The sequence below is a fragment of the Reyranella sp. genome, assembly GCF_965228225.1.
In the GTDB taxonomy this organism is placed as follows: domain Bacteria; phylum Pseudomonadota; class Alphaproteobacteria; order Reyranellales; family Reyranellaceae; genus Reyranella.
Window position 1 is genome coordinate 1,343,048 of sequence record NZ_OZ245801.1, and the last position, 18,174, is coordinate 1,361,221.

Annotated in this window: 20 protein-coding genes; 5 read left to right on the top strand and 15 right to left on the bottom strand. The window is 66.2% G+C overall.

Features of this window, described 5'->3' with window-relative positions:
• Positions 1–74 precede the first annotated feature (74 nt).
• Entirely contained in the window at positions 75–503 is a 429-nt protein-coding gene (locus ACO07K_RS06460; RefSeq protein ID WP_422035080.1) for a DUF1489 family protein, read from the top strand.
• Between the two features lie 96 nt (positions 504–599).
• On the opposite strand, the gene ACO07K_RS06465 is transcribed toward ACO07K_RS06460, so the two are convergent.
• The 5 genes from ACO07K_RS06465 to ACO07K_RS06485 form a co-directional block, all read right to left on the bottom strand.
• A complete protein-coding gene (locus tag ACO07K_RS06465; RefSeq protein WP_422035081.1) occupies positions 600–1,799 on the bottom strand; it encodes a peptidoglycan -binding protein in 1,200 nt (399 codons plus the stop codon).
• Between the two features lie 5 nt (positions 1,800–1,804).
• Entirely contained in the window at positions 1,805–2,950 is a 1,146-nt protein-coding gene (locus ACO07K_RS06470; RefSeq protein WP_422015462.1) for a flagellar motor protein MotA, read from the bottom strand.
• Between the two features lie 269 nt (positions 2,951–3,219).
• Entirely contained in the window at positions 3,220–4,068 is an 849-nt protein-coding gene (locus ACO07K_RS06475) for an inositol monophosphatase family protein (protein WP_422036635.1), read from the bottom strand.
• 72 nt (positions 4,069–4,140) lie between these two features.
• On the bottom strand, positions 4,141–4,710 hold the full coding sequence (gene efp, locus ACO07K_RS06480) for an elongation factor P (protein WP_422015460.1): 570 nt from the start codon (positions 4,708–4,710) through the stop codon (positions 4,141–4,143).
• A gap of 133 nt (positions 4,711–4,843) precedes the next feature.
• The gene (locus ACO07K_RS06485) at positions 4,844–5,197 is read right to left on the bottom strand and encodes an MmcQ/YjbR family DNA-binding protein (RefSeq protein ID WP_422035082.1); all 354 of its coding nucleotides are present in this window, start codon (positions 5,195–5,197) and stop codon (positions 4,844–4,846) included.
• A 44-nt stretch (positions 5,198–5,241) separates the two neighbouring features.
• On the opposite strand from ACO07K_RS06485, the gene epmA reads away from it, so the two are divergent.
• Entirely contained in the window at positions 5,242–6,237 is a 996-nt protein-coding gene (epmA, locus tag ACO07K_RS06490) for an EF-P lysine aminoacylase EpmA (RefSeq protein ID WP_422035083.1), read from the top strand.
• Here the strand turns inward: epmA and thiE are convergent.
• Complete coding sequence (gene thiE / locus ACO07K_RS06495) at positions 6,217–6,861, bottom strand: thiamine phosphate synthase (protein ID WP_422035084.1); 645 nt, start codon at positions 6,859–6,861, stop codon at positions 6,217–6,219. The genes epmA and thiE overlap by 21 nt on opposite strands.
• A gap of 128 nt (positions 6,862–6,989) precedes the next feature.
• Here thiE and ACO07K_RS06500 point away from each other — a divergent pair, with 128 nt between their 5' ends.
• Entirely contained in the window at positions 6,990–8,054 is a 1,065-nt protein-coding gene (locus ACO07K_RS06500; RefSeq protein ID WP_422035085.1) for an SGNH/GDSL hydrolase family protein, read from the top strand.
• Here ACO07K_RS06500 and ACO07K_RS06505 read toward each other — a convergent pair.
• Positions 8,026–8,538 (bottom strand): ester cyclase, encoded by a 513-nt coding sequence (locus ACO07K_RS06505; protein ID WP_422035086.1) that lies wholly within the window; start codon positions 8,536–8,538, stop codon positions 8,026–8,028. The genes ACO07K_RS06500 and ACO07K_RS06505 overlap by 29 nt on opposite strands.
• A 222-nt stretch (positions 8,539–8,760) precedes the next feature.
• On the opposite strand from ACO07K_RS06505, the gene ACO07K_RS06510 reads away from it, so the two are divergent.
• On the top strand, positions 8,761–10,290 hold the full coding sequence (locus tag ACO07K_RS06510) for a hypothetical protein (protein WP_422035087.1): 1,530 nt from the start codon (positions 8,761–8,763) through the stop codon (positions 10,288–10,290).
• Positions 10,291–10,366: 76 nt separating this feature from the next.
• On the opposite strand, the gene ACO07K_RS06515 is transcribed toward ACO07K_RS06510, so the two are convergent.
• Entirely contained in the window at positions 10,367–11,287 is a 921-nt protein-coding gene (locus tag ACO07K_RS06515) for a class I fructose-bisphosphate aldolase (protein WP_422035088.1), read from the bottom strand.
• Between the two features lie 187 nt (positions 11,288–11,474).
• Here ACO07K_RS06515 and ACO07K_RS06520 point away from each other — a divergent pair, with 187 nt between their 5' ends.
• A complete protein-coding gene (locus ACO07K_RS06520) occupies positions 11,475–12,794 on the top strand; it encodes an MFS transporter (protein WP_422035089.1) in 1,320 nt (439 codons plus the stop codon).
• Between the two features lie 3 nt (positions 12,795–12,797).
• On the opposite strand, the gene ACO07K_RS06525 is transcribed toward ACO07K_RS06520, so the two are convergent.
• Genes ACO07K_RS06525 through ACO07K_RS06555 form a run of 7 tightly spaced genes read right to left on the bottom strand, consistent with a single transcriptional unit; the run spans position 12,798 to position 18,166 of the window.
• Positions 12,798–13,721, bottom strand: coding sequence for an allantoinase PuuE (locus tag ACO07K_RS06525; protein WP_422035090.1), 924 nt, complete (start codon positions 13,719–13,721; stop codon positions 12,798–12,800).
• Positions 13,718–14,050 carry a hypothetical protein gene (locus tag ACO07K_RS06530; protein ID WP_422035091.1) on the bottom strand — a complete coding sequence of 111 codons (333 nt, stop codon included), beginning with the start codon at positions 14,048–14,050 and terminating at the stop codon, positions 13,718–13,720. Before ACO07K_RS06530 ends, ACO07K_RS06525 begins: the two co-directional genes overlap by 4 nt.
• 20 nt (positions 14,051–14,070) lie before the next feature.
• Positions 14,071–14,994: a polysaccharide deacetylase family protein gene (locus ACO07K_RS06535; protein WP_422035092.1), complete on the bottom strand. Its 924-nt coding sequence runs from the start codon at positions 14,992–14,994 to the stop codon at positions 14,071–14,073.
• Positions 14,995–15,009: 15 nt separating this feature from the next.
• Positions 15,010–15,483: an ureidoglycolate lyase gene (locus ACO07K_RS06540; RefSeq protein ID WP_422035093.1), complete on the bottom strand. Its 474-nt coding sequence runs from the start codon at positions 15,481–15,483 to the stop codon at positions 15,010–15,012.
• Between the two features lie 13 nt (positions 15,484–15,496).
• Positions 15,497–16,324 carry an ABC transporter permease gene (locus tag ACO07K_RS06545; RefSeq protein WP_422035094.1) on the bottom strand — a complete coding sequence of 276 codons (828 nt, stop codon included), beginning with the start codon at positions 16,322–16,324 and terminating at the stop codon, positions 15,497–15,499.
• Positions 16,311–17,150, bottom strand: coding sequence for an ABC transporter permease (locus tag ACO07K_RS06550; protein ID WP_422035095.1), 840 nt, complete (start codon positions 17,148–17,150; stop codon positions 16,311–16,313). The genes ACO07K_RS06545 and ACO07K_RS06550 overlap by 14 nt, the downstream gene beginning before the upstream one ends.
• Positions 17,147–18,166, bottom strand: coding sequence for an extracellular solute-binding protein (locus ACO07K_RS06555; protein ID WP_422035096.1), 1,020 nt, complete (start codon positions 18,164–18,166; stop codon positions 17,147–17,149). The genes ACO07K_RS06550 and ACO07K_RS06555 overlap by 4 nt, the downstream gene beginning before the upstream one ends.
• Between the last annotated feature and the right edge of the window lie 8 nt (positions 18,167–18,174).

Genomic DNA, 18,174 nt, shown 5'->3' on the forward strand with positions numbered 1-18,174 from the left:
GGTCACGCCCGCGCCGCCCGCGCTGTGGATAGGCGGCGCTTGAGCAAACGGCCGATGGCCACTAAGCGCAGACGATGGCGTTGCATCTCATCAAGCTCGCGGTCGGCGTCGACGATCTTGCCCACATGAAGAAGGTCCAGGCGGCGCGACGCCAGGAGCGCGGGCAGTCCGCACGGTCGCCGCACTGGGTCTACACCCGAAACTCGCCGCGGCGCGCCGAGGATCTGCTGGGCGGCTCGCTCTACTGGGTGGTGCGCGGCGTCATCCGCTGCCGCCAGGAGCTGGTCGGCTTCGAGGACGATTTCGACGAGGAGAGCGGCAAGAAGTTCTGCCGGATCAAGCTCAAGCGGCCCTTGATCGAGACCGCGCCACGCGCCTGCAAACCCTTCCAGGGCTGGCGCTACCTCGAGCCCGACCGCGCGCCCCCGGACCTGTCGAGCGGCGACACCGCCGACATGCCGGCCGAGATGGCGGCGGAACTCAAGAGGCTTGGCTTGCTGTAGCCATGGAGCGCGCCACTCCAGTTGCGCCCGTGATCGTCCCACGGCGAAGCCTGAGCGCCCTGGAGTGGCGCGCTCCAATGAGCCGCTTGCCTGCTTTCAGCGGTTCGTCAGCTTCAGCTCGATGCGCCGGTTGCGGGCCGTATCGGTGGACGAGAGGGGCTGGTATTCGCCGTAGCCCGCAGCCACCAGGCGGTCGTTCGGGATGCCTTCGCTGTGGAGGAACTTCACGACGGCGATGGCGCGGGCGGCCGACAGTTCCCAGTTCGACGGGTACTGCGCGCTGGCGATGGCCTTGTTGTCGGTGTGGCCGTCGACCTGGAGCACCCAGTTGACCTCCTTCGGGATCGTGGCGGCGATCTCGACCAGGCGCTTGGCGACGTTGGCGAGCTGCTTCTCGCCGCCCTCCTGGAGCTTGGCCGAGCCGGAGGGGAAGAGCACTTCCGACTGAAACACGAACCGGTCGCCGACGATCTGCACGTCGCGCTGGCCGCGCAGCGCCTCGCGCAGCTTGCCGAAGAACTCGGAGCGGTAGCGCGCCAGCTCCTCGACCTTGCTGGCCAGCGCCCGGTTGAGCTTCTGGCCGAGGTCGACGATCTGCGCCTGCTGGTCCTTGGCCTTGGCGTCGGCGGCATCGAGAACGGTGCTGAGGCGCGCCAGCTCTCCCTTCAGGGCGGCGAGTTCGGCGGTCAGCCGCACCACGGCCGCCTTCTGTTCGGCGCTGAGCTTTTGCTCCTCGGTGAGGTCGCCGAACAGCTTGCCCTTGTCCTGGTTGGCGGCGGCCAGCGAGGCGGCGAGGCGGGTGAGCTCCAGCCGCTGTCGCTCGATCTCCTTCTGGAGGTCGCCGGCCTTGGCGGCTGCTTCCTTGTTGGAGCTTTCGAGCGAGGCGGCCAGCCGCTCGCGTTCCGCCAACATCGAGGTCAGGCGTTCCGTGAGCTGGTCGCGCTCGATCTTCAGCGTGTCCGATGCGGTGCGCTGGGCCGCGAGATCGGCGCCCAAACGGTCTCGCTCGGCCTGGTTCTGACGAAGCTCCAGGGTGAGCTTCTCTAGATCCTGTTTCAGGCCCTCGCTCGCCGCCTGCTCGAGCGAGAGCACGCTGGCGAGACTACCGAGCTGCTTGTTGAGGGCGTCGATGGCACTGTCGCGGGTGTTGAGCGTGTCGGTCAGCGTGAACTGCGCCACGCTGAACAGCGACAGCAGGAAGATCAGCACCATCAGCAGCGTCGTCAGCGCATCGACATAGCCCGGCCAGGTGTAGTCGGCCGAACCTCCTCCGCGACGGCGCGATGCGGCTGCCATGGCGGTTAGTGGTCACCCGGCGTCGCGCCGCGCGACGAGGCGATGGTGCGGGCGAGCAGGCGGAACTCGCCGCGCAGCTCGTCGGCCAGCGCGGTGCGGCTGCGTACGCTTTCGTCGATCAGCCGGCCCAGGCCGGCCTCGAGGTTGCGCTGGTGGGCCAGCAGCGCCTCGCTGTCGGCATCCGGCTTTCGCTCCGTCAGGCGCGCGACGGTGCCGCGCAGCTCGATCGACTGCTCGGCCAGACGTGCGAGCAGCGCCTGCTGCGTGCGCATGCTTTCGGTCAGGGAGGTCAGGCGCTCGACCAGCGTGGCGTTGGCCGTCGCGGCCTGTTCGCGGCCCTCTTCGCTGCGGCGCAGCGTGCGGGCGAGATCGTCGAGGCCGTCGGCGGTGCGCTCCAGCAGGGCTTCGACATAGGCCGAGACGCCCTGTTCTCCCTCGGTCTGCAGGGTGCCGCTCGACAGCCGCGTGGCACCGGCCAGCCATTCCTCCAGTTCGGTGTGGAAGCGGCCCTGTGCCTGGCTGGCCTGCAGCTCGAGGAACCCGAGCACGAGCGAGCCCGACAGGCCGAACAGCGAGGCGCCGAAGGCGGTCGACATGCCCTTGAGCGGCCCTTCGATGCCCTGCTTGAGCTTGGCGAACATCTGCACGGCATCGCCGCCGGTAACCTGCATCCCGACAATGGCGTCGGCGACCGCGCCGATCGTCTCGAGCAGGCCCCAGAAGGTACCGAGCAGGCCGAGGAAGATCAGCAGCCCGATCATGTAGCGGCTGAGCTCGCGACGTTCGTCGAGGCGGCTGGCGATGCCGTCGAGCATCGCGCGCGTCGCGGTGGGGGACAGGCGGAAATTGTCCTGGCGGTCGCCCATCATGACGGCCATCGGCGCCATCAGTTCGATCGAATCGGTCTCGAGCAGAGGGGCGCCGGGCTCGCGATGCTGGAAACGCCTGAGCCAGCGCACCTCGGGCCACAGGGACAGGACCTGGCGCATCACGAAGAAGATGCCGATCGCCAGGACGCCCAGGATGACGCTGTTGAGGATCGGCGTGTTCAGGAACACGCGCAGCAGATCGTGGTGCAGGAGATAGGCGATGCAGGCCACGACCCCGAGGAACAGAAGCATGCGGACGAGATACGGAAGCGGGTTACTCATGCGAACTTCCGATGCCTGCGCGACGGTGGCGGGGAGATCATGCCCTGGGCACCCGGGATCTGCCCCGCATCCCGGCTTCGCCTGCCGTGCCGCCGTCCGGCGAGCCTGTGTCGCCGAAGCAGGGACCACAGGCGGCGCGGCTGGGGACAGCGGCCGAAGAGGGGGGCATAACCAGTTGCCTTTCCAAGGGATTTGGCGGGTCGACCATAACGAATGGTGGTCCCGCGCTCAACCGCTTGCGGCAACGGACTGCGGAGGAACCGCGTCCGTCAGGCCTTGGACAGGATCTCGACCATCGGGTCGCGCAGTCCGAAGTTGCTGGCGAGGATCGACGGTCCACCCAACTCGTAGGGCTGACCCGAAATGTCGCCGACGAGGCCACCGGCCTCGCGCACCATGAGGATGCCCGCGGCGACGTCCCACGGCGCCAGGCCGAACTCGAAAAAGGCGTCGTAGCGGCCGGCCGCCACGAAGGCGAGATCCAGCGCCGCGGCGCCCCAGCGACGGACGCCGGCTGTGCGTTCAGTGACGGCGGCCAGCTTGGCGTGATAGCTGGCGTGATTGCCCTTGCCGATGTGGGGAATACCCGTGCCGATCAGGCCGCGCTCCGGATCCTTGCGGCCGGAGACACGCAGACGCCGCGATCGCGCATTCGGCGTGTCGATATAGGCGCCGTTGCCCTTCTCGGCCCAGAACAGCTCGTCGGAAATCGGCTGGTAGATGACGCCGGCAATGATCTCCTTCTCGCGTTCCAGCGCGATGGAGATGGCGAAATGGGGCACGCCGTGCAGGAAGTTGGTTGTGCCGTCGAGCGGATCGACGATCCAGCGGTTGCGGCCGTCACCCTTTGTCTCTCCGCTTTCCTCGCCGAGGAAGCCGTAATCGGGACGGACACGCGAGAGCTCGGCGCGCAGGGTGCGCTCCGCCTTGATGTCGGCGTGACTGACGAAGTCGCCCGGGCCCTTTTCGGAGATCTGCAGATGTTCGACTTCGCCGAAGTCGCGCTTGAGGTTCTTGGCGGCTGCAAAGGCGGCGCGGATCATGACGGTGATCGTGGCCGAGCGCTGTGCCAGCGATTTGCGCTCGGGCGGGCCCGAGCGTTCGCGCGCCTCGCCCATCGGGGCGCGGCCGACACGGGCGACCGGGGTCTCTCGCGGGGGGCGGTTGGTGGGGAGGGCCACGGTGCGCGCCTAATCCTTGGCGCGTTCCATGTAGGTGCCCTCTTCGGTGTTGATCACCAGCCGCGTGCCCACGCCGATATGGGGGGGAACCATGACGCGGATTCCGCCCTCGACAATGGCCGGCTTGTAGGAAGAGGAGGCGGTCTGGCCCTTCACCACGGCGTCGGCCTCGGTGACGGCCAGAACGACGGTCTTGGGCAGCTCCGCGCCGACCGGCGTTCCCTCGTAGAGCGACACGGTCACTTCCATGCCGTCCTGCAGCCAGCGCGACTGATCCTCGTCGAGAACGTCGCTTCCGACCACGAGCTGCTCGAAGGTTTCCTTGTCCATGAACGTGAAGCCGTTCTCGTCCTTGAACAGGTAGGTGCACTCGCGTTCGTCGATATGGACGCGCTCGATGGTCTCGCCGGAGCGGAAGCGCTCCTGCAGCTTATTGCCCTCGCGCAGCGCCTTGGCCTCGATCGCCACGAACGCGCCGCCCTTGCCGGGGCTGATATGCTGCACCTTGGAAGCAACCCAGAGCTTGCCGTTATATTCGATGACGTTGCCGGCTCGGATGGAATTGACTTGGACTTTCATGAGCTTACCCGGCCCTACCGCAATATCGGATGAATGGATTTCGGCCTCGTCCGCGCAAGCGGTTCGAGGCCGGCGCGGCCTTCTATCAAAGGCAGCCCGGGGTCGCAACCGGCGCGCCCAAGGCGATGCGGCGCTATTGCAGGCCCAATTCGGCCTGTTTCTTCTTCGAAAGTCCGGCGGATATCACCGCATGCGCCTGCTTCAGGTAGGCCCGGGTCTCGGCCGGCGTCAGGACACTGGGATCCTCGAGGGCGACCCATTTCGCCCGGGCGAGGTAGGGCGCCGGCTTGAAGCCTTTCGCATGGGAAAGCGCCTCGAAATGCTCGGGCGGACACTTGAAACTGATGCGGGCGACAGAATGGCCGGGCGGGCCGATCAGGCAGAACATCTTGCCGCCGACCTTGAAGACGGTGACGCCTTCCCACTGCACGCTGCGCGTCGCGGCCGGCAGCTTGCGGCAATAGGCATCGATCTCCCGGGGCGTCATGCCGAGACCCTACACGCCGCGCCGCTCACATGCGATGCTCCGGCATGACTGAATGGCGTCCCGACAGGCTGGCGCGGCGCCTGCCGCATCTCCAGGCGCGTGGCCGGATCCAGGCCGCGCTGCGGCAGTGGTTCGCCGCCGAAGGTTTCGTCGAGGTCGAGACGCCGATCCTGCAGGCCGCGCCCGGCGCCGAAGTCCACCTCACGGGGTTCGCGACGGAGTGGGAGTTGCCCGACGGCGAAGAGCGCGAACGCTGGCTGCACAGTTCGCCCGAATTCGCCATGAAGAAACTCCTGGCCGGCGGGATACCGAAGATCTTCCAGTTCGCGCGCGTGTTCCGCAACGCCGAGGGCTCGGCCCTGCACCATCCCGAGTTCACCATGCTGGAATGGTATCGAACGGGTGTCGGCTACGAGACCATCATGGCCGACTGCAAGGCGATCCTGGCCGCGACCGGCACCGACGAGCTGCGGTGGGCCGGCCATGTCTGCGACCCGCGGGCCGAACCGGAGCGCCTTACCGTCGCGGAGGCCTTCGTCCGCCACGCCGGCGTCGACCTGTTCGCGACCGTGGGCAATGCCGAGGCGCTGTCGGGCGCGTCGGGCATTGCCATGCATGCCGGCGACACCTGGGAGGATGTCTTCTTCCGCATCATGTTCGAGAAGATCGAGTCGAAGCTCGGCATGGGCCGGCCGACCATCCTCTGCGAGTATCCGATTTCGATGGCGGCTCTCGCCCGTGCCAAGCCCGGCGATTCCAGGGTGGCGGAGCGGTTCGAGCTCTATGTCTGCGGCGTGGAACTCGCCAACGCTTTCGGCGAACTCACCGATCCTGCCGTGCAGCGGGTGCGCCTGGCAGCGGACATGGACCTGAAGGACGAACTCTATGGCGTGCGCTGGCCGGTCGACGACGATTTCCTGGCGGCGCTCGATCACGGCCTGCCGGACTGTTCTGGGATAGCGCTGGGTTTCGACCGCCTGGTGATGCTGGCGAGCGGCGCCTCGCACATCGAGGAGGTGCTATGGCTCCCCGTCCGCTGAGCCGTGCGCCGCGAAGAGTTCGTTGAAGGAGCGCACCGCAGCTCCCGGACCGTCCTTATGGCTCCACACGCCACCGCCGACGGCGAGGAAATCGGCACCCGCTTCGATCAGGGGCCTGCAGTTCTCGACGGTGATTCCGCCGATCGCCACGCAGGGCACTTCCATCAAGCTGCTCCACCACTCGACGACCTCGATCTCGGCCGGCGTCGTCACCGGTTTGGTCGACGAGGAGAAGAATGCACCGAAAGCGACATAGTCGGCGCCGGCTTCGGCCGCTTCCATCGCGAGGTGTCGCGAGGCCTTGCTGGTGACGCCGACCTGGCGGTCGGGCCCGACGATCCGGCGTGCCTCGGCATAGGGCATGTCGTCCTGGCCGACGTGCACGCCGTCGCAATCGAGCTTCACGGCCAGGTCCGGCCGGTCGTTCATGATGAAGGCGACGCCGCGCTGCTGGCAGATCGGCCGAAGCGTGTCCGCCGCGCGGATGATCGCCTCGTCGGGGACGTCCTTCAACCGCAGCTGGAAGGCAGCCACGTCGCCGCCGTCTAGGGCGGCGCGAAGCTCGTCGGCAAAGATCGATGGATGCTCGATGCGGGCGGGAGAGATCAGATAGAGACGGGTCACGGGAAGGCCTGATTTTCGGGTGGTGTATGCGGAATGGGGGGCCTCGTCGAGGGCCAGCCGGCAGAAACCTTCCATTGTCTCCACGCGGCGGGATGGGCTAACTGGCGACAGCCTGATCGCCATGGACCATGAAAAAAGTCGGCAAAACCTTCCTGCTGGTGCTGGCGTCGACCGCCGCCAGCCTTTTCGTGGGGATTGCGGTCGCCGCCTATCTGACCGTTCCCCGCATTCCGCTGATATCTGAAGGTGACGGCCTGCTTGTGTTCGATCCCGAGATCGGCGCGCGAGCCAACCCGAGCTCCCATGCAAAGCGCATCTATCCCGCCGTTCGCGACCGGCAAACCTTTGCCTTCGATATCTACACCGACGATCGGGGTGCGCGGGTCGACGGGCCGGGACGGAAGAGCCCGGAGCAGATCGACATAATGGTCGTCGGCGACTCATTCACCTGGGGATATGCGCTCGCCAACGAAGAGACCTATGCCCGCCATCTGGCGCGCGAGCTCGACGCCAGCGTCTCGAACTTCGCGATGGCGGCCTACGGAACGACCCAGTCGCTCCAGATCCTGCGGCGTAACGCGGACCTTGCGCCGAAGCTGGTCGTCTACGGGATCATCGCGCATCACCTGGAGCGCAACGTCTCGCCGTGCCTTCCATCCTACTATCCGTTCTGCTTCAGCGCCTCGCACGTCGCCTGGAACGAGGCGGGACAGGCCTCGATCGCCCTGCCGCGGAGCAACGGTGTCCAGCGCTTCCAGCGCCACCTGGCCGGAGATTTCCTCGATCCGGTGACCTGGCTTACGCATGGGATCGACGTGGTGCGCGGCCGTCTCGAGTATGGCCTTGCGACCTACGCTACCCCGGCCGACGAGCAGAAGGAGGAGGCGCTGGCCTACCTGCTGCGCGAGATGCAGCGATCCGCCGACCAGATCGGGGCGAAGCTGCTCGTGGTTTATCTGCCGACGAACTACTATTCGGCGCCCGCAGCGCTGCCGCGCGTCATGGGCGATATCGACCTGCTCGACCTTACCGAGGCCTTCCAGCGCGAGAGGGACAGGGGTGCCAACCTCTACATCGTGGGCGACGGGCACCCGAACCGGGCCGCGCACGAACTGATGTCCGAGGAGATCGCGCGATACGTTCGCGACAAGGGCCTGCTGGTGGTCACGAACTCGCGCCGGGAGCCCGGTTGAAGCTCAGCCGCTCCGACCACGCCGGATCGAGACGGGAGCGCAGCCCGTAGACGTCGCCCAGCACCCACAGATCGCGCACCAGCGGCCCGTCGAAGGTGAAGATGGGCGCGCCATACCACCAGACCCGGCCATTGGTCGGCGGTTCGCCGAACAGGGTCCGGCGGTGAATGCCGTGGAAGCGCAACTTGCCGGACACACGGGGCCCTTCCTCCACGAGTTCGAGGATGTCGGACGTGTAGTCGTCGAGCGTGTCGGTGAGCCAGCTCACATAATCGCTGAACTGCCGATGACCGATCAGCACGGGACCGAGCGACCCGCGAAAGGTGAAGTCGGGATGGAAGATCTGCGGGACGAGGGAGAGGTCGGCCTTGTCCCAGAGGTCCTTGTAGAACACGCGCACCAGGTTCTTCCGCACGCCGAGACGGGCCGGCGTCAGATCGATTTCCGCCTCGTCGGGCAGTTCGGGGTGTCTCCAGTGTGGCATCGCGTCGAACCTCCTCATGTGCATCGCCTGCGGCGTCTCGCTCGCTGGTCCAACGAAAGAACGGTGCTATTCCACATCGCCCGAGCGATGGCGGTCTGAAAAAATTGTGACTTCGGGGCCAGCGTAACGCTAGAGATTAATCGGCAGACTTGGCGAGGCGCCGGACCGGAGCGAAGCACGGCGAGTGGCAATCGTGTAACATTTGGGCAGAAGAGGGATGAGTTGAGCGGTCGAATTCTGGCGAACGCGGCCACGGCCTTCGTGTCCGTCCTGGTCGGCCTGGTCCTCGCCGAAGGCGCTGCGCGCATTCTCGACGGAATGCCGCTCACCCAACTCGAACTTCCCGTTCGTCTCGTGAACATCGGCAACGACACGACGGCCGAGCGTCTCGACGAGGTGGCCAGAGCGCCGTCCGTGCAGCGCGACTGGTTCTTCAGTGATCCGCCGCCACTCCCCAACCGCAAGCCCGTGCCGGCGTCGTTGCAGGAGCTCGACAGGGCGCTTCAGAAACCGGGGAATCCCTTCCAGTCGTCCGAGGCGCTGAAGATCTGGAACTCGGTGCTGGTGGGCGATCCTTGCGAGTCGCCGTTCTTCGCGAACGCACCGGGCTGGCTCATGCTCTTCGATCCCGCGGATGGCAAGCCGCAGCCGCCCTTCCGCTTCCAGCCAGACACGACGACGCCGATCGGACTGGTCACCAACGAACTCGGCTGGCGCGGACCGCCGATGGCATTCGCCCGCTCCCCGCGGACGATCCGGATCGTCTTCGTCGGTGCATCGACGACCAGCGACACGCATCAGATGCCGTATTCCTACCCTGAGTTCATCGGGCATTGGCTCAACCTGTGGGCGGCAAAGAACAGGCCGGACATACGGTTCGAGGTGGGCAATGCGGGCCGCGAATCCATAGGCTCGACGGGCATCGAGGCGGTCGTGCGCACCGAAGTCGTACCGGCACGGCCCGACCTCGTCATCTATCATGAGGGCGGCAACCAGTTCCTCCTCTCCAGCGTGGTACCGTCACTGCCTACGGGGGAGAAGCCCGCGCCGATGGTCCATCTCGATCAGGCGTCCAAGGGATGGCTGGCCGACCTCTCGCGCTACTCCGACATCGCCCGGCGCATCTACACGCTGGTGGCGGTCATGAAGCTCCAGTCGGAAGGCAACGAGGCGCCCAAGCCTGATTATGAAGTGGTCTGGCCGAAGGGACTGTCCGAGACCGATCCGGACATCAAGCGCGACGATCTGCCGGTGGGGCTCACGACGATCCTCGGCGATCTCGACCGGATCCACGCCGACCTGGCACCGATCGACAGCGAGTTCGCCGTGACCTCGTTCATGTGGATGGCGAAGGACGGGCTGAAGCTCGATCCGATCCGCAATCGCATGACCTGGGACTACCTGAACCTCTACATGTTCCCGTACCGCTATCGCGACATCGAGCGCCTTGCGAACTTCCAGAACGTGGTGCTCGCGAAATACGCGCGGACGCACGGGATCGACTTCATCGACATCGCTGGCAAGATGCCGTTCGATCCCGATCTCTACGCCGACGGTGTGCACACGACCTATCCCGGAACGCGCATGAAGGGGTGGGTGATCCTCCAGCAGCTCGTCCCGCTCATCGAGGCCCGGCTCGCCTCGGGTGCCTGGCCGAGGACCCTTCCGGCAGGGAACGATGTTCCGCCTAACCAGGCCATGCCCGCCCGCCGGGTCGAGTTCAACTGCCCGACGCCACGCCCGGCCAAGTAGGCCGCCCAGCAAAAAGGGCGTTGGGTGACCCGAACGGTCGCCCAACGCCCCTGAGAGCCGATACCGCCAGTGTGTCTTACATCTTGCCCTGATAGATGCCGACGATCTTGTCGAGCATGTCGAGCGCCTCGGCGCGCGGGCGCTGGAAGGTGTTGCGGCCGATGATCGAGCCGTTGGCGCCGCCGTCGCGCAGGCTGCGGATTTCGGTGTACAGGCCCTCGAGGTCCTTCGCCTCGCCGCCAGAGAAGACGACGATGCGGCGGCCGTTGAAGGTCGCCTGCATCACGTGCTTGATGCGGGCGGCCATCGTCGAGATGTCGACATTGGCCTTCTCGTAAGCGGCCTTGGCCTCAGGCTGCCACAGGACGTTGGTCGGCGGCTTCACCTTGATGATGTGGGCGCCGAGCAGGGCGGCGATGTGGGCGGCATAGGCGCAGACGTCCAGCGCCGTTTCGCCGGCCTTATCGAGCTTGCCGCCGCGCGGATAGGACCACATGACGACGGCGAGGCCGACCGACTTGGCTTCCGCCGACAGTTCACGGATCTCTTCCATCATCTCGTACTGGTCTTCGGCGCCCGGATAGATCGTGAAGCCGATCGCCGAGCAGCCGAGGCGCAGCGCGTCGGCCACGGTGGCCGTCACGGCCTGGTCCTTGTTGGTCGACAGTGAGTTGGCCGAGTTGCACTTGAGGATGGTCGGGATCGCGCCCGCAAAGGTATCGGCGCCGGCTTCGAGCGGGCCGAGCGGGGCGGCATAGGCGTTGAGGCCGGCATCGACCGCCAGCTGGTAATGGTAGTGCGGGTCGTAGGCGTCCGGGTTCGGCGCGAAGGACCGGGCCGGGCCGTGCTCGAAGCCCTGATCGACGGGGAGGATCACCATCTTGCCCGTGCCGCCCAGGCGGCCGTGCATCAGTATGCGGGCCAGGTTGGCCTTGGTGCCGGGGCAATCGCTCTCATAGTTGTCGAGGATCTTCTTGACGATGCGGCTGATCTTCACGTCCGGTCTCCCATTTTGTGCGGTCGCGCGGTGATAGCGGCGCTGGAAGAGCGGTTCAAGCCCCGGCGGGGCCCGGGGAGCCCCGACTACCTGCCACGTCATTGACCTCGGGGCGGGCGTGGGGACAGGGTATCAGCCCCTCTGGGCCACGATGCGTCTGGCGAAACGCAAAAAAAAGGATCACTCGGTGCCGTCACCCCCGTTGCCCGCGCGACCCGCGTCTTTCGCGGCGCGCCTGCCCTTCTTCTTCGGCTGGGTGATCATCGCGATTGCCTTCCTGACCGTGGCGGTGAGCGTGACCACTCGCACGGCCTTCTCCCTGATGTTCCCGCCGATCGTCGACGAGTTCGGCTGGGATCGCGGCCTGGCGGCGGGTGCCTTCTCCTTCGGCTTCCTGGTATCAGCTGTGATCAGTCCGGTCGTCGGCCGGACCATGGACCGGCGCGGACCGCGCTTCCTGATCGAGATCGGCATCGTGCTGACGGCAGCGGGCCTGCTGGGCGCGACCGTGATCGACTCGCCGTGGCAGCTCTACGCGACGCTCGGCGTCCTGGTGGGCGCCGGAGCGAACTGCATGAGCTTTTCCGTGCAGTCGCAGTATTTGCCGAACTGGTTCGTGCGCCGCCGCGCGCTGGCGACCGGCCTTGCCTTTTCCGGGGTGGGCGTCGGCGCGATCCTGATCCTGCCCTGGCTGCAGACCATCATCCTGAAGGACGGCTGGCGTAGCGCCTGCTGGGCGCTCGGCCTGATGACCCTGTTCGTGCTGATGCCGATCAATCTGTTCGTCGCCAAGCGGCCGCAGGATCTCGGCCTGCTGCCGGACGGGGCCAAGGAAGCGGGAACCGCGGCGGCGCGCCGGGCGGCGGCCATCGTCGATCCGCACTGGGTCGCCATCGAATGGACCATCGCCAGGGCCGTCCGCACGCAGCGCTTCTGGTGGCTCTGCATCGGCTTCTTCAGCACGGGCTATGCCTGGTACGCGGTCCAGGTGCACCAGACGAAGTACCTGGTCGAGATCGGCTTCGGCCCGATGCAGGCGGCCTGGGCGTTGGGCCTCGTGGCGATGGTGGGCATCCCGGGCCAGATCCTGCTCGGCGCCCTGTCGGACCGGATCGGGCGCGAGATCGTCTGGACGATCGCCGGCGTGGGCTTCGTGATCTGCTATGCGGCGCTGCTGGCGCTGGGCGCTGGCCCGTCGGAGCCGCTGCTCTATCTCATGGTCCTGTCGCAGGGCGTGCTGGGCTATTCCTTCACCAGCCTGATGGGATCGGTGGTGGCCGAGATCTTCGAGGGCCCGCACTTTGGCTCGATCTTCAGCATCATCATGGTCTCGCTCCTCGCAGGCGGGGCCGCCGGCCCGTGGATCACCGGCGTGCTCTACGATTACGAGGGCGCCTATCGCCTGGCCTTCATCGTGGCGCTGGGCTTCAGTGTCCTGGGCGCCGCGTCGATCTGGTTCGCGTCGCCCGGTAAGGTCCGCATGGTCGCCGGGCGCGCGAAGGTTTGAAGGCTATTCGTTCAGCCCTTTGCCGGGATAGGGATGAGTCGCGATCCAGTGCTTGGCGATGTCCAGGCGCTTGGTGACCCAGACGCCCTCGTGCTTCTGGACATAGTCGAGGAAGCGCCAGAGGCCTGCCATGCGCGCGGGGTGGCCGATCAGGCGCTGGTGCAGGCCGACCGACATCATCTTGGGCTGCGTCGAGCCCTCCTTGTAGAGGACGTCGAAAGCGTCCTTCACCAGGCCGAACCACTGGTCCGAATGGACCATGCCGGCGGCGTACTTGCCGTCATTGTTGGTCAGCGAATAGGGGACGATGAGGTGCGGCTTGCCCTCGACTGTCTGCCAGAAGGGCAGCTCCTCGCCGTAATAGTCGCTGTCGTAGGTGAAGCCGCCTTCCTCGATCAGCAGGCGGCGCGTGTTCACGCTGGGGCCATAGCGGCAGTACCAGCCGGCCGGCCGCTCGCCGACGGTCTGTTCCAGAGACTTGATGGCTTTCTGAATGTGCTCGCGTTCCTCGGCTTCGGAGAGCTGGAAGTGGCGCACCCAGCGCCAGCCATGGCAGCAGACGTCCCAGCCGGCGGCCCGGATCGCCTCCGCGGCCGGCAGATTGCGCTCCAGTGCCAGCGCGCAGCCGAACACGGTGAGCGGCATTCCGCGCTCCTGGAAGGCGCGATGGATGCGCCAGAAGCCGACCCGGCTGCCATATTCGAACATGCCTTCTCCGGCGAGATCCCGGCCCTTCAGGCCCTGCGAGGAGGTGCTCGATTCGGTGAGGCCCGTTTCGGTGTAGCCTTCACCGTCCTGGACCGACGGCTCGGAGCCTTCCTCGAAGTTCACGACGAAGTTGATCGCGAGGCGCGCGCCGCCGGGCCATTTCGGATCGGGCGGATTGGCGCCGTAGCCCACGAGATCGCGTGTCGGTTCCCAACTCATGCAGGTCTCCTCACCAGTTCGGCGCCCATCTGACGGGCGATGTCGGCAATCTTGTCGTTCCAGGTGCGCATCGAGAGCGTGCGTACCCCGGCGCGCAGACAGGCCAGCGCATAGCCCGGCGCGTCGCCGCAATCGACGATCAGCGTGAAGGCCACGTCCGGGAACTCTTCACGCGCGCGCTCCTGCAGGGCGCCGAGATATCCCGCGCCATAGAACGAGGCGGCATCCTCAGGCGTCAGCAGGACCGGCGCCGTGCCCGAGGCGCGCGCCGCCAGCAGCGCAGTCTCGGTCTGCTTCCAGTCGCGTACCAGGATCACCGGGTGGTCCATCGCCGCCACAATACACGGTGCTACTCATTCAGGCCCTTGCCCGGATAGGGATGGGTGTTGATCCAATGACGGGCAATGTCGAGGCGGCGGGTCACCCAGACGCCTTCGTGCTTCTGGATGTGGTCGAGCAGGCGCTGCAGGCCGACGGCGCGCGCGGGATGGCCGATCAGGCGCATGTGCAGGCCGATCGACATCATCTTCGGCTGCGTCGCGCCCTCGCGGTAGAGCATGTCGAAGGCATCGCGAACGAAGGAGAACCACTGGTCCGACGTGCCGATGGACGCTGCGAACTGCCCGTCATTGTTGGTGATGGAATAGGGCACGACGAGCTGCGGCTTGCCGTCGACGGTCAACCAGAAGGGAAGCTCCTCGCCGTAATAGTCGCTGTCGTAAAGGAAACCGCCTTCCTCGACGACGAGGCGCCGCGTGTTCACGCCCGGGCCATAACGGCAGTACCAGCCGAGCGGCCGCTCGCCGGTCATCTTCTCAATGGCCGCGATCGCCTTGCGGATGTGATCGCGCTCGGTCGCCTCGTCGAGCTCGTAGTGCTTGATCCAGCGCCAGCCATGCGAGCAGACGTCGAAGCCCGACTTCGCGATCGCGGCCGAAGCTTCGGGATTCCGCTCCATCGCCAACCCGCAGCCGAAGATGGTCATCGGCAGGCCACGCTCCTGGAAGAGGCGCATGAGCCGCCAGAAGCCGACCCGGCTGCCATACTCGAACAGGCCTTCGGCGGCCAGGTCGCGCCCCTGGATCGACTGTCCCATCCGGCTCGCGTCGCTGAGGCCGATTTCCGTGTGGCCTTCGCCGTCCTGGATGGAGGGCTCGGAGCCCTCCTCGTAGTTCATGACGAAGTTCACGGCGATGCGCGCGCCGTCGGGCCATTTCGGATCGGGCGGGTTGGCGCCGTAGCCGATGAAATCGCGGCGGACCTCGTAGGGCATCGTCTCGGCTCCGGATCAGGGAATGGAGATGGTGAAGGGGGGCACCGACACGAACTCCTCGTCGCCCTTGCCGCCGTCGCGCCACATGAAGACGGCAAAGCGGCCCGGCCGGTCGAGCACCGTGAGGCCGTGATGCCAGGTGTCGGGCCGGTAGGTGACGCCCTGCCGGCCGGTGGCGATGAAGGCTTTCATGCCGCTCGCGTCGGGACCGCCCGCGGCGGCGTGCGGGGCCACGACGATCAACCAGCGCTCGACATCGAGGGGAACGAAGGTCTGGGAGGAAAACTCGTGACGTTCCAGATAGTCACTGCGCAACGGCCGGTCCGGCGTCTCGGCCTTCAGGCTGACCGAGAGGCTCGCATGCGCGGTCGAACGCAGGTTGCCGAGTGCTTCCTCGTAGTAGGTTCGGCCCGGGACGTCGGGCACGTCGATCACGTCGCCAAACGGGGCGAAGGCTTCTTTGGTGAGGGGCTGGGGAATCAGTTCCATTGGCGGGTCCTCGTCAGTCGCGCATGCGGCGGGTCAGTCCCACCGTCCATTCCATGATCAGCATCAACAGGAAGGCGGCCGTGATCAACACGCCCGATACGGCGGCGATGCGCGGATCGAGCGTCGATTCCATCATGCCCCACATGCGGATCGGCAGCATGTCGGTGCGCGCCGTCGACAGGAAGAGCGACACCGGCACGTTGTCGATCGAGGCCATGAAGGCCAGGAACGCGCCGGCGAAGATGCCGGGCGCGATCAGCGGCAGGGTCACGCGGCGCATCGTGTAGAACCAGCTCGCGCCCAGACTCTGCGAGGAATCGTTCAGCGCCGGGTCGAGCTGGGAGATGCTGGCCGATGTCGTGCGAATGATGAACGGGACGGTCACGATCATGTGGCCGGCGATGATCAGGTTTATGGACGGCCGGAAGCCGATCAGGGTGAAGTACATCAGCGCCGCCAGGCCGAAGGTCAGGCCGGGCAGGACCAGCGGCGACATGAAGAGCCCGTCGGCGACGCGCGCCAGCCTGTGGCGGTTACGGGCCAGGCCGAGCGACGCCATGCTGCCGAACAGGATGCCGAAGCCGGTCGACCAGGCGGCCACCTCGAGCGAGTTGTAGACGGCTCGATGGATCTGCCGCGACTTCGAAGCGTCGAACAGGGCCTCGTACCATTGCAGCGAGAAGCCGGTCGGCGGGAACTTCAGCGACCTTCCCTCGGTAAAGGACGTCGTCAGCACGATCACGACGGGCGCTACGATGATCAGCAGCGCCAGCGCCGCCAGGCTGCCGATCACGAGCCCGTAGGACAGGTCGGCGAGGCTGCGGCGCCTACCCATGGACATAACCTCCGGAGCGGCGGCCCAGATAGGACAGCGCGCTCACCACCGTCAGCACAGAGACGAGCAGGGTGAGCGAAACCACGGCGGCGAAGGGCCAGTTGAAGACGACCAGGGACTGCTGCCAGATCAGGAGCGGCAGGTAGATCAGGCGGACGCCGCCGATCACGGTCTGCGAGATGAAGGCGGTGGTGGAGCTGGCGAACACCAGCAGGCAGCCGGCGACCAGCCCGGGCATGCTGAGCGGTACGATCACCTTGAAGAGTGTCCGCCAGCGCGAGGCGCCAAGGGCGGAGGAGGCGTCGCGCAGGTTGGGATCGAGCCGCGACATCACGCTGATCAGCGGCAGCAGCATCAGCGGCATCTCGATCTGGGTCAGCGAGATCACGAGACCGAGTTCGGTCTGCAGCAGGCGCAACGGTTCGGATATTAGGCCGAGCTGCATCAGTAGCGTGTTCACCACGCCTTCGCGGCCCAACACGACGATCCAGGCGAAGGTGCGCACCACCACCGACAGCAGCAGCGGCATGACGATGATGAAGATCAGCACCTTCTGCAGGCGTGGCGAAGCGTCGAGGTAGATCAGCGCCAGCGGATAGCCAATCAGGATGGTGGCGCATACCGTCTTGAGGCCGAGCAGCATCGTGTCGGCGATCACCTTGTAGCTGAAGGGATCGCCGAGAAACTTGGCCCACTGACCGAAGCCCGGCTGGCTGATCTTGTCGTCATTGAAGAAGCTGACGCCGACCAGCATGAGGAGCGGCGCCAGGAAGATCGATGCAAAGGCCAGCGCGAGCGGCAGCGCGAGCTGCCACTCCGCCAGCTTTCTCACTTCGCCATTTCCTTGTTGAACTTCTCGATCCAGCCGGCGCGCAGCGGATTGATCTTGGCCCAGTCGTGCCGGATGTAGCTCGACATTTCGTCGAGGCTCTTCATCGGCAGGTAGGAGGGGACCGGCACTTCCTTGTTCACCGGGATGAAGTTGTACGGCGGCTTGGTGAGGGCTTCCTGCACTTCCTTGCCGGCGACGATGTCGATGTACTTGTAGGCGTTCTCGACGTCCGCGGCGCCCTTGGCGATGTGCAGGGTCGTGAGGAATGTGATGGCGCCGGTCTCGGGCTTCACGAACTCGATGTCGACGCCTCGACCCTTGAGCGTCGCGACGGTCTGGGTGTTGGTGTACATCACGTCGCACTGGCCTTGCTGGAACAGGCTGGGCATGGCGGCCGGCTGGCCGACCGCGGCGATCTTCGGCAGCACCTTCTTCAGCTCGACGAGCGCCGGCTCGATGTTGGTCTCCGAGCCGCCGAACACCTTGGCGATCTCGATCAGCGACACCGTGCCGAACGTGGTCTGGAAGCCTGTCAGTCCAAGGCGCGAGATCCACGGCTCGACGAAGAGGTCCTTCCAACCCTTGGGCGCGGGAACCTTCTTCGGATTGTAGGCGATGCCGACGACCTGCGCGTTGACGCCGACGCCCCATTCGTCGACCAGCCCGGCCGGCAGCTTCGAGGCATTGCTGATCTTCTTGATGTCGAGCTTGTCGAAAAGGCCGTCCTGGATCGCGGTGATGCGCGGACCCGGATCGAGCACGAAGGCATCGAACGGCGGCGCACCGCGCGCGGCCTTGGCCTTGGCGACCTGATCGACGGCGAAGAGCGGCTGCAGTTCGAGGTCGATGCTGTCCTTCTTCTTCAGCGCCGGTGCCACGATGGCGCGGAACGCCTCCTCCCAGGTGCCGGGATAGATGGCGGCGGCGACGCTGCCCTTGGCGTGTGCGAGCGAGGGAAGGAACGCGGCGCCGCCGAGGGCGGTGGCACCGGCGAGCAGGCGTCTGCGGCTGAACATGGAAGGAT

Bases quoted from the DNA above. Each gene is read 5' to 3' on its own strand.
- ACO07K_RS06460 (WP_422035080.1), top strand. From the start codon at position 75: ATGGCGTTGCATCTCATCAAGCTCGCGGTCGGCGTCGACGATCTTGCC.
- ACO07K_RS06465 (WP_422035081.1), bottom strand. From the start codon at position 1,799: ATGGCAGCCGCATCGCGCCGTCGCGGAGGAGGTTCGGCCGACTACACC.
- ACO07K_RS06470 (WP_422015462.1), bottom strand. From the start codon at position 2,950: ATGAGTAACCCGCTTCCGTATCTCGTCCGCATGCTTCTGTTCCTCGGG.
- ACO07K_RS06475 (WP_422036635.1), bottom strand. From the start codon at position 4,068: ATGGGCGAGGCGCGCGAACGCTCGGGCCCGCCCGAGCGCAAATCGCTG.
- efp (WP_422015460.1), bottom strand. From the start codon at position 4,710: ATGAAAGTCCAAGTCAATTCCATCCGAGCCGGCAACGTCATCGAATAT.
- ACO07K_RS06485 (WP_422035082.1), bottom strand. From the start codon at position 5,197: ATGACGCCCCGGGAGATCGATGCCTATTGCCGCAAGCTGCCGGCCGCG.
- epmA (WP_422035083.1), top strand. From the start codon at position 5,242: ATGACTGAATGGCGTCCCGACAGGCTGGCGCGGCGCCTGCCGCATCTC.
- ACO07K_RS06500 (WP_422035085.1), top strand. From the start codon at position 6,990: ATGAAAAAAGTCGGCAAAACCTTCCTGCTGGTGCTGGCGTCGACCGCC.
- ACO07K_RS06505 (WP_422035086.1), bottom strand. From the start codon at position 8,538: ATGCCACACTGGAGACACCCCGAACTGCCCGACGAGGCGGAAATCGAT.
- ACO07K_RS06525 (WP_422035090.1), bottom strand. From the start codon at position 13,721: ATGAGTTGGGAACCGACACGCGATCTCGTGGGCTACGGCGCCAATCCG.
- ACO07K_RS06530 (WP_422035091.1), bottom strand. From the start codon at position 14,050: ATGGACCACCCGGTGATCCTGGTACGCGACTGGAAGCAGACCGAGACT.
- ACO07K_RS06535 (WP_422035092.1), bottom strand. From the start codon at position 14,994: ATGCCCTACGAGGTCCGCCGCGATTTCATCGGCTACGGCGCCAACCCG.
- ACO07K_RS06540 (WP_422035093.1), bottom strand. From the start codon at position 15,483: ATGGAACTGATTCCCCAGCCCCTCACCAAAGAAGCCTTCGCCCCGTTT.
- ACO07K_RS06545 (WP_422035094.1), bottom strand. From the start codon at position 16,324: ATGTCCATGGGTAGGCGCCGCAGCCTCGCCGACCTGTCCTACGGGCTC.
- ACO07K_RS06555 (WP_422035096.1), bottom strand. From the start codon at position 18,166: ATGTTCAGCCGCAGACGCCTGCTCGCCGGTGCCACCGCCCTCGGCGGC.